Below are 13,148 nucleotides of genomic sequence, written 5' to 3'. Positions count from 1 at the left end.
AAGGAGCAAATAAAGAAAAGTTACTGAATTCAATGAATAGAACCCCAAATGAGAGTCACTTCAAGGAAGCAATCACATGTGGGGTTCAGTCTAGTTACTATTCTGTTATGTACGGGAATTTGGAGCTAATATGAAAACAATGTAACCCAAATCCTGATCGAAATCCCAGTCCATAAAGATATCCAGTATTTGCTGCTGCAATATTTCTTCCAAACCTGCTTGACCAAACAACTTCCGTTCCAGTGGACGCTTAACCACTTTCAAAACTTCTTCGTAGCCTTCAGCGATCAATGCCTTTTCAATGCCGACTAGGATATCCACCCGCTTTACCAGCAAAATCCGATTGCTTAACCAGATGCTTTCAATCAGACCAGGTTTGCGCTCCACTGCTTCATTTACTTTTTCTATTTTTTTGTGAATCATTTTTCTATCTGTTTCTTTTGACCACTTCAAATTTTGGGCAGTCACTTTTTCGTCCATAATTCCGATGAATATTCCCGTTTGTGACGAGATATTCCAATCGGTATAAAGTTCTGTAAATTCCAGTTCCGTTATTTTCAATAATTCTGCCAGAATTTGAGGTTTTAGCGCATTCAGCAGCAAATCTCTCGTTTCTAATACTCGTTTCCATTCGTTTTGGTCGAGTAGGATTTTTTCCATCGGACTGAGAAATCCTCTGAAGTGAATAGCAATGTAGGGTCTTTTGAGGGTAACATAAACAGAGGTGGGTCCTTTTCCAAAATGTTTTCGCAACAAAGTGGACATATACCCTGATATATCGGCTTGGATTGTTCTTTCTTCAAGCATAGTAAAAGCTCCTTTTGGCGAGTGACAGCCGTTCATTTTTCAAAATTCTGCTACAGGATCATCTGTATTTTTGGCTTTCGTCCCTTTTCAATAAAAGAACCATATAACTAATATCCTTTTGGAAGTTCCAGTCTACAAAAAGGTCTTCAACCGGGCTTTTTAAAATGGATTGCAAATTGAAAAGTTCGATTATCCGGTATTCCAATGGCCGTTTGGCCAAACGCAGTTCTTCCGTAACGCCATTTTGGATCAATTGTTTTTCGATATCCACAAGCACTCCAATGCGTTCAATCAAAAGAGTATACTCATTCAGCCAGTAAAAGTTCGTTTGATCCGGCTGTTTTTGTGTACGGATGCTGTTCAAGATAATAATTTCCTTCAATGTGTCCTGATTCACATTTTGCGGCCATAAAAAATCAGGTTCATCATTTTCTGTTTTTAATGTGATGATCAACAATCCGTTTTGTTTAGTTAAATTCCAGTCTGCATACAAATCATCAGTATGGAGACCTAAGTGATCTTCGAATCCCTTTAATAGCTCATTTTTTACGGATCGGACGAGGATATCTCGGGTTTCACGAACCTGTCTGGCCCGTCCTTTTTCCAACAGTATTTCTTCAGAAGGCAATAAGAAGCCGGTGATGTGAACAAGCAGGAAAGGGGGGCGCAGCGTGATTTCCAGTTGTGCAGGTTTCCCTCCGAAATGTTCTTCCAAGAAAGTTTCTATGTAGTGGATAGTAGTGATCAGACTGTTCTGTTCCTTATTCATTAGATGCACTCCTCGATTGAATAATTCAGCAGACCGATATTTTCTGACTTTTTCGAACAAATAAAAAAGAACGCCAAAAAGAATGTAACATTCTTCTTGGCGTTCTTACCGGCTCTATTGTCCGAAATACTCAGCTCAATTATATTCTATTATTTACTTCATCGAAATGAAATATCGTCTGGAAATCAAAAAAACCATTTATACAGCTATATGTAGATTTTACCTATAATTCTGGTCAAAGTAAAGGGGGAATAACGCATCACTAAAGAGTATTCAACAGGTAATAGGTCTAGACTTATCTTCGGAAATAATACAAACAGCTATCTTTGGCAAGCGACAGCAGTCGACTTTCATAAATTTAAAAAGGAGAAGCGATATCATCGCTTCTCCTTTTAGTTTGGTTTGTTTTCAAGAAAAAAATGGATTGAAATCAAGGAAGTTTCCTGACATGTTGAGGAAATGCACTTAGGCAGTCGGCATTCCGCCGGTTATGCTATAAATTTGTCCGGTAACGTAGCTGGATTCGGTCGAAGCCAGGAATACGTAAACAGAAGACAACTCAACAGGTTGTCCTGCACGTCCAATCGGGGTTTCAGGTGTGCTTTTGCCGAATTCCGGAATGTTTTCTTGAGGTTGTCCGCCGGAAATTTGAAGAGCTGTCCAAATCGGTCCCGGAGCAACCGAATTTACTCGGATGCCTTTCTCAGCCAATTGTTTTGATAAGGATTTTGTAAACCCGATAATCGCAAACTTCGTTGCTGCATAATCGACGAGCATCGGGCTCGGGTCAAAACCTTCAACAGAGCTGGTAGTGATGATGGAAGCCCCTGCCGGAAGATGTGGAAGTGCTGCTTTTACAGTCCAGTAGAGGGAATAGACATTTACTTGGAAGGTTTTTTCAAGCTGCTCGGTGCGCAAATCCAAAATGTCTTCCACGGCTTGCTGCTTGCCTGCGACCAATGCCAGAATATCCAGTCCGCCAAGTTCGGAGTTTGCTTGTTCGACAAGCTCCTTGCAGAAAGATTCATCACTTAAATCTCCTGGAAGTAAGATGGCTTTTCGACCTTCAGCTTCGATCAATTTTTTGACTTCTTCTGCATCGGTTTGTTCCACAGGCAAGTAGTTAATTGCAACATCTGCGCCTTCTCTGGCATAAGCAATTGCCGCCGCACGACCAATTCCAGAATCACCGCCTGTCACAAGCGCTTTTCTTCCCGTTAATTTTCCTGATCCTTCGTAACTTGTTTCACCACAATCCGGAAGGGGGCTCATTTGGTTTTGAAGGCCTGGTGGCTCTTGAAATTGTTTTGGAAAATCATCTGTCGTGTATTGAGTTTTAGGATTTGGAATGTTCGTCATATCGATCTCTCCTTAAGTAGATAATGAATGGTGTCTATCTTTATCTACCACTAAACAATAAGGTAAAACATGGATGAGAAAATATAGATGCTTTTTATTTTACAAATGAAAGAGCGGACAGATAATGAAAGCCCCTGATTATTCTTTTACAGCGATCTCCACATTCTTCTTTGGCTTAGTGGAAAGGGGAAGGATCGTCGTTCTGCAAAAAAGAAATAGCAGGCCGATGATTGAAAACAGGATAAAAGCGAAAGGATAGGAGATTCCTTCGATTAACATCCCTGCGGCTATTGAGCCTGCTGATTGTCCAATTCCCAACGAGAAAAATGAAATACTGACACCGGTTGAAGGGGATTCAGGAAACTGACGGGTGCCCCATACTATAAAAAGGCCTGTCATGAAAATAAATGCGACCCCAAAGAGAAGTGCCGAAAAGTAGATGGCTGCAAAATTAGGGTTTGTCAATCCGAAAATAGATGCCGATACAACCACAACCCCTAAAAGATATGAGCGGTGCAGCCCGATTGACTGGATGATGGCGCCTGCCACTCCTCCAAGAATGCCAGCCCCTCCCATGATGGTCCAAAATCCAACACTTTCGCTTACAGTTAAGCCATGGATAGCAGTGATGTAACTTTTTGAGAAAGTCCAATAGATGGAGGAGCTAAACCCGATTCCAATAGAAGCCATGATCAAAAAGCGCGCTTTAACTAAAGGTTTTAAGCTGATCCTAATTTGATGGGTCATTCGGGTTTCCTGTTTTTTCTCTTTGATCGAATAGCCGTTCCACAAGCAAACAATCATGGCAAAAACTGCGAATAAGGCATAACTCCATCTCCACTGCTCTGCAAATGCCAAAGCAACAGGACCGGTTAGTAAAATGCCGAAACTGGTTCCTGTATTAATCCAGGTGTTCCTTTTATCCTGTAGATCGGAACTGACCGACTGCGCCACTACTTGGCTAAAAGCCGGGGAAACCCATCCGCTCCCCAATCCCGCCAAGAATGCGCTGAGTGTCAACGTATAAAACCCTTGGGACAAAGCCATTCCTGCCATGCCTAGACTGGCGGTGGTGCCAGACAACAGAATCATACACCTCGCGCCGAAATGATGTATAAAAATGGAGGCAGTCAGCAAAGCAATTGTATAAGCCAGATAAGCAGATGAACTGACATATCCCGCCTGACTCTCAGATAGTTTCAGGGAGGAGCTGATGTCAGGCAAGAACCATCCAAAACTATATCTAGCGAAAGCATACGTAACGGCGATCATCGCAATGCCAGGAAATACAAGTTTCCACATATTTTCCAACTCCTTTATAGATAGAACGATAACTCTAAAATTTTTATAAAAAAAGTAAGCAATCAGCTTACTTATAAGTGTTGAACCATTGCCATCGTCGCCTGCTCAATTTCTTCACTATCTATGGTTTCAGCTAAAGATGTGGCTCCTTCGAATAACAAGGATAATTGAATGGCTTTTGTGTGGGAGAGTCCGCTCGCGATAAAAAAGTGTATTAGCTGTTCTTTATGGGCATAGACTTTTTGAACAATCAACTGATCCGGGGAATTGCCGAATTCTTCTTTTGCCCGAAGAAACATGCAGCCATTCGGCGCGTGTTTTTTTAGCCAGAGCAGATGGCCAACAGCGAGTCTTTTCGTGAGGGGTCCAGTTTCTTCTTTTTGGGCTGTTTCCAAATAAGTGAAATAAGCCAATTCTCTTCTATTCAAAATCTCCAAAATGAGTTCTTCTTTAGAACCAAAATGATTATACAAGGTCATAAGTGCTACGTCCGCTTCTTGGACAATCGATTTTAAGCCGATTGCATGGAACCCGTGGCTGTAAAAAAGCTGTTCGGCAGCAACTAATAAATCTTCTTTTTTAGTACTCATCTAATTCCCTCTTTCCAATGTAGATATAACGGTCACTCTAAATTTAGCATATCCAATTGAATTCTTCAACCGATAATAAAGGGAGAAGATTTATTTCTTTTTAGTGATGAAGGCCGGGATGCGAGGAGTGACTCATCTTAAGGACTTATGGCAGACATAAAAATAGGCCTGTCTTAAGATGGCTATTCATTCCAGTATGGCATTTGTTTTTGGAGAGGATCAACTGGGATACCCAATGATTAAAGAACTCCCCAAAAATTTGTTGAAAATAAAGAAATCAATAGAATTACAATAAAAATAAGCTGGCTTAAAGTGTAAATATAGGCATTCGGATTTTCTGCATGTCTTTTTTCCATAATAGCCCGTATGATTTCCGCGATAATTACAAGCGTCAGCAACAATACCCACGGTTCCAAAAACAAAATCGGCTCTTCGGGAAGCCTGTTGATATTGACCGCTCCCCCGAGTATCATCAAGGCAATAAATACCCCTCGAAAGATCCAATCGATTTTTTTGTGCTTGTCGTTAACATGGTTATGTGAGAACATTTTTGGTCTTTCAACTTTTAGCCATCTTCTTATAATGCCGTTGAACAAAAACGTCAGTATAAAAAACGGAACCAGTACAAACAGCAAGTCGAGCCAAAAAGATGAATCGATTCCAACCACCAAATCTCCTCCAATCATAAGTATACGAATCTTCAAATCGATTGTTCTGAATGAGTTTATTTTCTTTTCAAAACTCTAATGTATCTTTTTGTTAATTTTACCATAAAATTTTAGATGCTTTTTATGTTTTGAAGACAATGAAAACTAGTATGGAAAGGGGGAACCCTTAAAGTTTGTTACATAGAATTAATCCTAAGCTCTGACATTTATTCCTATAAGCAAGGGGGGCAGCCGAAATAATAAGGTTGCCTGCTTTTTATTTTCACTTAAAAATGAATCCAACGATTGTATTTTCCGGAAAAAAGGAGTATCATCTATAATTGGATATTGGATATCCATAATGGATATCCAAAGTAGAAGAAAAAGAGGTGTTACGTATGCAATTGACAAAAGGAGTAGAGCAAGCCGTTTGCATCATCGTTCTGCTCGCCACTCAGGAAAGCAGCGCGCCACTCGCATCCGATGAAATCAGCAAAAGACTGGGAGTATCTCCTTCCTATATGAAAAAAATCATCAGGAAGCTGGTCGTCCAGGGAATTGCTGAGTCGGTATCAGGGAATAATGGAGGTGTCTCGCTCGCAAAGCCAGCAACAGAGATTACCTTGCTTGACGTGATCGAAGCGATGGAAGGATCTATTCAACTTTATCCGGATACGGGATTGATCAGTCTTGCTTTTCACGATGGAAAGTATGCGCAAAAAGGGCAAGAACTTCTCCGCAATGTTTTTTCCCAGGGAGATCGTTTACTGATTGAATACTTTTCGAATGTAACAGCAGCAGATCTTTTGAAAGAAGGATTAGGAACGTCCAATTTGCCGACTTTAAACTGGAACCGGGAAACATTAAGTGATGTAATCGGTAATGAACGGGATGATGACAAGTGAAAATGCTGAAGCGGGAATGGAAGCAATTGTTTTCGAACCCTCTTTTATTGGGAACAATGATCGTAATGATGTTTATCCCGATTATTTATGGGGGATTTTTCCTCGGTTCTTCTTGGGATCCCTATGGAAAAATGGATCAATTGCCGGTAGCCGTCGTAAACGAAGATAGAGCTGCGGCTTATGAAGGCAGGACCTTTGCTGTCGGGGACGAACTGGTCGGTAATTTAAAAGAAAACAAAACACTCGACTGGCATTTTACAGATGCCAAAGAAGCTGAACGCGGCATGAAAGACGGAGACTATTTTATGGTATTGACGATTCCGGAGAATTTTTCTGCAAATGCTTCGTCTATTATGGCCGATCAACCAAAAGCCATGAACCTACAGTACGAAACCAATCCTGGCCGCGGCTTTTTCATCGAAGCTGTCAGTAAACAAGCGACTATGGCTATAAAGGAAGAAATTGCTGAAAACGTCACGAAAGAATATGTAAAAGCGGTATTTGCACAAATTGAAACGCTTGGTGAAGGGATGGGACAAGCGGCGGACGGTGCGGAGCAATTGGATGCAGGAGCTGTGCGATTGCAGGAAGGAAACACCCGATTAACTGCAGGACTGCTCGAATTGTCAGAAGGCAGTTTGACTTTCCAGGAAGGCGCCGAGCAATTGGAAATTGGTGCCGAACAATTTGCGCGTGGTGCAACTGAGTTGCACAACGGGGCAAACCAGCTGAACAAAGGGATTTTTGAATACACCGAAGGGGTCGGCAGATTGCAGAGCGGTGTGGCTGGACTTGCTGAAGGCACCGCTACTTTGAATGAAAATGGAGCTAGTCTGGTCCTGGGTTCCGAAAAATTGGTGCAAGGCATCGATTTACTCCTTCCGGGAGCGGAACAATTAAGTGATGGCCTTTCAGCAACTGAGCGCGGCAGTGCTGAATTGGATAATGGCTTACATGAATTGCAGGCACAAACAAGTCAGTTGGCAGATGGCTCATCAGGCATCCAACAATTGGTTTCTGGCCAAGCCGCACTAAGCGAGGGCCTAGCCGATTTGTCGACTGGCAGTTCGGCACTTCATGACGGACTAAATGCATTGGATGAGGGGCTGCCCGAAGCAAACCAAATTGCCGGTCTGCAACAGGAACTTGCAGGTATTCAGACGAACCTTAACCAATTGAATGGGGCAGTTTCCGCAGGTAATGTGCAGGGTGCTGCAGGTATGCAGGCGAATTTGGCCGCGGCGCAGCAGGCTCTAGCCGAGCTGAAGACAACGTCTTCAAGTAGTGCAATTGAAGCGATGCAGGCGGCTCCGGCGTTTGCGAATTTAACTGAAGAACAACAGGCAGAGCTGTCGGCTGCCGTCAGTGGGAGTATAGAAGGACAAACGGCTGCGCAACTAGCGGCTGTTGCAAAGCTTGAGGAAAGCCTTAACGCTGTATCAGCCGAATTGAATGAACAACTAATTCCTTCGTTCCAATCATTGGGTTCATTGCCGGAGCAAATCGCAGAACTGAACAGTGCTGTGGAAAGAGTGAATCCCCAAGCGGTCCAGGTACTCGGCGGATATGCATCAGTACAAAGTACCCTGACTGAGCAGCTTATTCCGGGAGCAGCATCTCTGGTGGCTGGAGCGAATCATGCTATGCAAGGCAGCGAGAAACTGATGGCAGGCACGGAAAAGGCAACAGCAAACCTTCCACAGCTGGCGGAAGCGGTCGACCGTTTGGCGCAAGGCAGCTCTTCATTGAATGAAGGCGTCTCATCTCTTGCTTCGGGTTCAGTCGGCCTTGTTGAAGGCGCTAACGAATTGCAGCAAGGATCCGTAGAATTGAAAAAAGGCACAGCGGCTTATACGACCGGCGTATCAGAAGCAGCGGAAGGCGCCGGCAAACTTCTACAGGGAACCGATCAACTGGCAGGCAACTCGGCGCAATTGAATTCGGGTTCCGGTGAATTGGCAGATGGTGCAAGTCGTCTGGCAGAAGGCGTCCCGGCACTTTCCGGTGGAGCGGAAGAACTTGCTGACGGTTCAGCTGGACTGCACAGTGGGGCAAACCAGCTGACAGAAGGTTCAGGTGAACTTGAAAAAGGAATCGGTGAGCTTTCAAAAGGTTCATCCGAACTCGCCAAAAGTTTAGCCGAGGGAGCGGACGACGTAAATGGTACCCAACTGGAGGACGCCAACTTCAATATGCTGGCTGCTCCAGCAAAAGCGACAGAAAACCAGCGCAGCGACGTACCGAACTACGGCCATGCACTTGCCCCTTATATTTTGTCGCTTGGGCTCTTTGTCGGTGCTTTGTCATTCAACTTGGTGTTCCCGATCAATGCGCCGGCAGGGCGTCCGACATCAGGGACCGCATGGTGGCTAAGCAAGTTTTCGCTCGGCTTTGTGCAAGCAACCGCAGCGGCATTAATCGTAGACGCTATTATGTTATTCGGTTTCCATCTACAAGTGGAACATCTTGGAGAATTCCTCGCAATTTCGGTGATGACATCGCTCACCTATATGTTCCTGATCATGTTCTTGGGAATGACGTTTGGCAATCCCGGACGTTTTATGGCCATGATTTTACTCGTCCTTCAATTGGGCGCGAGCGGCGGCATGTTCCCGGTAGAGCTGACAAATGGTTTCTTCCAGAAAGTGCATGATTTTATTCCGATGAGCTATGCACTGCTTGGATTCCGGGAATCGATGTCTTCGGCATATGGAATAGATACATTTGTGATGAGCTTTACAGTGCTCGGAGCGTTTTTCCTTGCCTTCAATGTTTTGTTGTGGCTTGTGCTTAGCTTAAGAAGCCGCAAAGCCTTCAAGTTGGCAGCAGAAAGTTAATGAGCATCTCTTTTGAATGGCCATGTAAATGGGTGTTCAAAAGAGATTTTTTTGTGGAAAATTACTGACTTTGAAATATATGATTTGGTTAAAAAGATAGAATATTCACTTATATCGTATATGGATTGGGTTTATTTGGTATATTAAAAGAAAGGGAGTAGAAAAACATAGTGGATAGGAGAGGGAGAGAATGAAGAAGCTTATTTTGCCAGTAAGCTTGTTGCTTATTTTAAGCGGGTGCGTGAATAGCGATCGATATGAGTTTTCAGGAAGCAGTGAAAATTGGGATGTATTTTATGTTGTGGAGATTTTGGATAGAGATAGGCAACAAGAAAAGGGAACTGTTAAATTCACCGGCGACGATGACGCTCCAGAAGTAATAGAGTATAGACTTCAAACAACTTCGGGAGATTCCGAAGGTACAGGCGTCATGTTAACTAATGGAGTCGGAAATATTGCTAATGGTTCTTGCGGAGGTTGTGCTGTTGTTCAAGAGGATGAAAAGGTTGAAGTGGAGATCACATGGGATGGGCAAACGGAAAAGTTAGTATTGATGAACGAAAATTAAGATTCAATCATTTTCAAAATGGGAGGCGAAGAAATGGAGTTGGTCTTTATTCGCCACGGACAAGGGCAGCATACAGCGAATTTGCCTGAAAGCCTAAATGTAGCAAATCCTTCATTGACAAAGATAGGGAAGAACCAGGCGAAGGATCTGAGGATATCCCATCCTTTAGCTAAAAAAGATGTTTTAATCGTTAGCCCGACTTTACGAACACTTCAAACGGCTGATCTATGGTCCGGGAATATAGAGTGCCTGAAAATAGTTCATCCTCTGGTAGCTCCGCGCATATTTCCGAGTCGTTCTGCCGCTGGTACATTGCCGTGTGATGAACTACTCAGTTTCGGGAGATTTGCAGAAGAATTTCCGCATTTTCATCCAGCGCCAAACCTTCCTTCTTCATTGTGGGAAACAGGCATCAATGTCTTGCCTGAAGGCGAATTCAGTCGGTTAGCAGAAGCGTTTATTGATTTTTGTCAAAGCCTGAAAAAAGATAAAGCTTATATCGTCACGCATGATGGAACCATCACTTCGTATCGGCAAGAACTTTCAGGGCTGGTGCTGACAAGAGCTGACTTTCTTGAAGAAACAGAATCGTATCGCCTGATTGTATAGTGGGTGATGGACTTAGTTTACAAGCTCTATGAATCTTAAAGGGATAAATATGAATCTACCTATTATCAAACCAGCTACAGAACATGCAGAAGGCATTTTTGCAAGATATTTTATGGATTGGAAGAAAACTGTTGAAGAAAGAACCACAAAAGTCCGATTAGCTTGAGAGGCAAGTTAATCGGACTTCGATAAATCAGTGGAGAAAAGTCAAGTTTTCTGCAGACCTTACAGTAAACTTCCTATTTTTATTCTTTGGCTTTCTCTGGATTGTCACTTCTGACCACTAAAACATCACAAGGACTGCTTCTTACAATGTGCTGAGATACACTCCCCATTAAATAATGATCAACTGCATTTAAGCCCTGAGCTCCACATACAATAAGATCGGCTTCCACTCGCTTTGAAAAATCACGGGAAATGACTTTATTGGGAGAGCCAGGTGCAACATATACATTTACTTCAGGGATTCCGGCTGCTAAAGCTTGCTCTTTGTATTTATCGAGCATTGTTTTGCCGAACTCAAACACTTCTTCATCCATGTCCGGCACATGTTTTGTCATGACCGTAAATGAACGGGTATCCACTACATAAAGTAAGTTTAATACTGCATTATTTTGCTTAGTGATTTCTACCGATTTTTTAAATGCCCAATCTGCTTCATGTGAACCGTCAATTGCTGTTAAAATTCGTTTGTATGCCAATGTCATGCTAAAACCTCCCATGATTTTTCTGTTCTAACAATTCATTCATAGATGTAACGATTGTTTTGTTCTATTATAATCTAAATATTCAGATAATTATATAGCGAAGATATGTTAACTTCATATAGAGAATCTTAAGGAGGGAACTCATTTAATGAAAAGATTCATGATCTTGTTTCTTTCTACGATACTTCTCTGTAGTTGCAATCCATTTGATTCGAGTGATTATCAGGGCTATATAGAAGAAGTCAAGAAATCGAGCATAATTATCTCTCCTCCAGCTACTGACCCTGAAGCTGATTATCCTATCTATGAAGTATTTAGTACAGAAGAAACGATTGTAGAAGGAAAAAAAGAATCATTTGATGAACTTGAGCGCTTGGACAAAGTGGAGGTTTGGGTTGATAAGAAGAGTGAAGAAAAGGAGCTGGCAGAAACGATCGTTGTAGAAGATTAACCTAAAATTTGCCTGTGTCGCGCTGAGTGAATAGATATCCTGAAGAAGAGGAAGTGGCGGAAATGAAACGATTGCTTGGTATACTCGTTATTCTCCTGATAGCGTTATCGGCCTGTGGGGATTATGAAGGTGAAGTTACGGAAAAGAAAGATGTCAGCTTTATTATAGAAGTGCCTACGGATGATCCGGAAGAAGAACCGGTTGTTCATGAAATGCACCAGAATGACGGTACGGTCTTCAAGGGGGCGATCAGTTCTTATGAGGAATTGGAAGTAGGGCATCAAGTCCGTGTCATTCCCTTTGATGTTCCGGATAATTTCTCTGGAATCCTTCCTTCGGAAGTGATTGTGGAGTGACTGATGATTGAGCTGATAGTTTATAAGCATTGAGACGAAAACTGGGTTCAATCGGAAAAGGAGGAATTCCGGATGTTCGCTTTGAAAAGTAAAACCATTCTATGGCTGTCAGTTTTAATTTCTTTCATGGCTGGCTTAGCTTCTTGGGGAGGATTGTTCTCTGAAGGACTCTACCGGGATAATGCACTCGTTGTTTCTGCCTGGCGAGGCAATGATATCGTGACTTTGTTTATCGCAGTGCCACTGTTATTGATTTCGTCGTTGTTTGCATCACGTACTTCTAACAGAGGCAGGCTGTTTTGGATGGGTTCCCTGTGGTATATGATCTACAATTATATGTTCTATCTTTTTGGAGCGGCCTTTAATAATTTCTTTCTGTTGTATGCAGCCTTATTCGTGGTTTCTGTCTATACTTTTGTACTTGCGTTGATCCAAACGGATGCACAGGCATTCAGCCGGAGCTTCAGTGAGCAACTTCCCTATAAATCCGTCAGTATATTCATGTTGTGCTTTGCCATACTTTTAGGGAGCATGTGGATTATCTTGTCGTTCAATTTTGTCTTTACTGGGCATATCCACCAAAGTATTTCGCAAACCGATCATCCAACTGCTGTTGTGTTTGCGGTGGATTTGACCTTATTGGTACCGTCTTTAATCATCAGCGGGATACTCTTGTGGCAAAAAAAATCCTGGGGACCGATAGTGAGTTCGGTTGTATTAGTAAAGGCCACTGCCTACGGATTGGCCTTAATCAATATGACAGTACTCAGTTATCGCAATACAGGGGTGGTGGATCCATTTATTCTTTTGTGGATTATACTCACTGCTGGTTGTGCAGTATCGCTGATCTTGCTGCTGCGAAATATCGGAAATCATTCTACTTCGTTGAAGAAGTAAGTAAGGTGGACGAAGAGGAGGTATGAAAATGGAAGATCATCCGAAAAAAGAAACGAATACACCGAAAGAAATAACCATTCTTACTGTTCTAAATAGCTACGGTGTTTTTCTATTTCTAGGGCTCTTGGCCGCTATTTTCGTTCACGGGATTGAGTACAAAACTGAATTTCTTTTATTCATTTTAGTCAGTGGCATCTTTTACTTCCTATTATTAAATTTATATTTTAGAGGGGACTTATGGAGAAGAGTGGTCTATGGTGCAATGTGCGTAATCGCATCGTTCAGCCTGTTCATGGTGTTTTACCTTCAAGTTCAGCAGTAGGGATTGTTTCTCCTGAAACGAC

General features: G+C 42.5%; 15 protein-coding genes. 8 read left to right on the top strand and 7 right to left on the bottom strand.

Annotated elements, in window-relative coordinates:
- Positions 1-105: 105 nt before the first annotated feature.
- The 6 genes from ACRC6Q_RS09670 to ACRC6Q_RS09645 all read right to left on the bottom strand — a co-directional run bounded on the left by ACRC6Q_RS09670 (position 106) and on the right by ACRC6Q_RS09645 (position 5,495).
- Entirely contained in the window at positions 106-807 is a 702-nt protein-coding gene (locus tag ACRC6Q_RS09670; protein WP_223639069.1) for a DUF2294 domain-containing protein, read from the bottom strand.
- A 58-nt stretch (positions 808-865) separates the two neighbouring features.
- A complete protein-coding gene (locus ACRC6Q_RS09665) occupies positions 866-1,576 on the bottom strand; it encodes a Na-translocating system protein MpsC family protein (RefSeq protein ID WP_431466431.1) in 711 nt (236 codons plus the stop codon).
- 465 nt (positions 1,577-2,041) lie between these two features.
- Positions 2,042-2,935 (bottom strand): SDR family oxidoreductase, encoded by an 894-nt coding sequence (locus ACRC6Q_RS09660; RefSeq protein ID WP_223639063.1) that lies wholly within the window; start codon positions 2,933-2,935, stop codon positions 2,042-2,044.
- A gap of 138 nt (positions 2,936-3,073) precedes the next feature.
- Entirely contained in the window at positions 3,074-4,237 is a 1,164-nt protein-coding gene (locus ACRC6Q_RS09655; RefSeq protein WP_431466430.1) for an MFS transporter, read from the bottom strand.
- Between the two features lie 71 nt (positions 4,238-4,308).
- Complete coding sequence (locus ACRC6Q_RS09650; RefSeq protein WP_298829099.1) at positions 4,309-4,827, bottom strand: TetR/AcrR family transcriptional regulator; 519 nt, start codon at positions 4,825-4,827, stop codon at positions 4,309-4,311.
- A gap of 239 nt (positions 4,828-5,066) precedes the next feature.
- Positions 5,067-5,495, bottom strand: coding sequence for a DUF4181 domain-containing protein (locus tag ACRC6Q_RS09645; RefSeq protein ID WP_431466429.1), 429 nt, complete (start codon positions 5,493-5,495; stop codon positions 5,067-5,069).
- Between the two features lie 377 nt (positions 5,496-5,872).
- Between ACRC6Q_RS09645 and ACRC6Q_RS09640 the strand changes: the two genes are divergently transcribed.
- From ACRC6Q_RS09640 to ACRC6Q_RS09625, 4 genes are all read left to right on the top strand, one after another.
- Positions 5,873-6,379 carry an RrF2 family transcriptional regulator gene (locus tag ACRC6Q_RS09640; protein WP_298829095.1) on the top strand — a complete coding sequence of 169 codons (507 nt, stop codon included), beginning with the start codon at positions 5,873-5,875 and terminating at the stop codon, positions 6,377-6,379.
- Positions 6,380-6,381: 2 nt separating this feature from the next.
- Positions 6,382-9,216: a YhgE/Pip family protein gene (locus ACRC6Q_RS09635; protein WP_431466551.1), complete on the top strand. Its 2,835-nt coding sequence runs from the start codon at positions 6,382-6,384 to the stop codon at positions 9,214-9,216.
- 190 nt (positions 9,217-9,406) lie between these two features.
- Positions 9,407-9,784 carry a hypothetical protein gene (locus ACRC6Q_RS09630; protein WP_223639050.1) on the top strand — a complete coding sequence of 126 codons (378 nt, stop codon included), beginning with the start codon at positions 9,407-9,409 and terminating at the stop codon, positions 9,782-9,784.
- Positions 9,785-9,817: 33 nt separating this feature from the next.
- The gene (locus tag ACRC6Q_RS09625; protein WP_223639048.1) at positions 9,818-10,393 is read left to right on the top strand and encodes a histidine phosphatase family protein; all 576 of its coding nucleotides are present in this window, start codon (positions 9,818-9,820) and stop codon (positions 10,391-10,393) included.
- Between the two features lie 245 nt (positions 10,394-10,638).
- Here the strand turns inward: ACRC6Q_RS09625 and ACRC6Q_RS09620 are convergent, their stop codons facing one another.
- Positions 10,639-11,100: a universal stress protein gene (locus ACRC6Q_RS09620; protein WP_223639046.1), complete on the bottom strand. Its 462-nt coding sequence runs from the start codon at positions 11,098-11,100 to the stop codon at positions 10,639-10,641.
- Positions 11,101-11,248: 148 nt separating this feature from the next.
- Here ACRC6Q_RS09620 and ACRC6Q_RS09615 point away from each other — a divergent pair, with 148 nt between their 5' ends.
- The 4 genes from ACRC6Q_RS09615 to ACRC6Q_RS09600 all read left to right on the top strand — a co-directional run bounded on the left by ACRC6Q_RS09615 (position 11,249) and on the right by ACRC6Q_RS09600 (position 13,126).
- Positions 11,249-11,551, top strand: coding sequence for a hypothetical protein (locus ACRC6Q_RS09615; RefSeq protein ID WP_223639043.1), 303 nt, complete (start codon positions 11,249-11,251; stop codon positions 11,549-11,551).
- 62 nt (positions 11,552-11,613) lie between these two features.
- Complete coding sequence (locus ACRC6Q_RS09610; RefSeq protein WP_431466428.1) at positions 11,614-11,907, top strand: hypothetical protein; 294 nt, start codon at positions 11,614-11,616, stop codon at positions 11,905-11,907.
- A gap of 72 nt (positions 11,908-11,979) precedes the next feature.
- Positions 11,980-12,804 (top strand): hypothetical protein, encoded by an 825-nt coding sequence (locus tag ACRC6Q_RS09605; RefSeq protein WP_431466427.1) that lies wholly within the window; start codon positions 11,980-11,982, stop codon positions 12,802-12,804.
- 28 nt (positions 12,805-12,832) lie between these two features.
- Entirely contained in the window at positions 12,833-13,126 is a 294-nt protein-coding gene (locus tag ACRC6Q_RS09600; RefSeq protein WP_223639037.1) for a hypothetical protein, read from the top strand.
- Positions 13,127-13,148 lie beyond the last annotated feature (22 nt).

The organism is Planococcus sp. SE5232 (genome assembly GCF_050686535.1).
GTDB lineage: Bacteria > Bacillota > Bacilli > Bacillales_A > Planococcaceae > Planococcus.
This window is presented reverse-complemented; position numbering and strand designations above follow the sequence as displayed.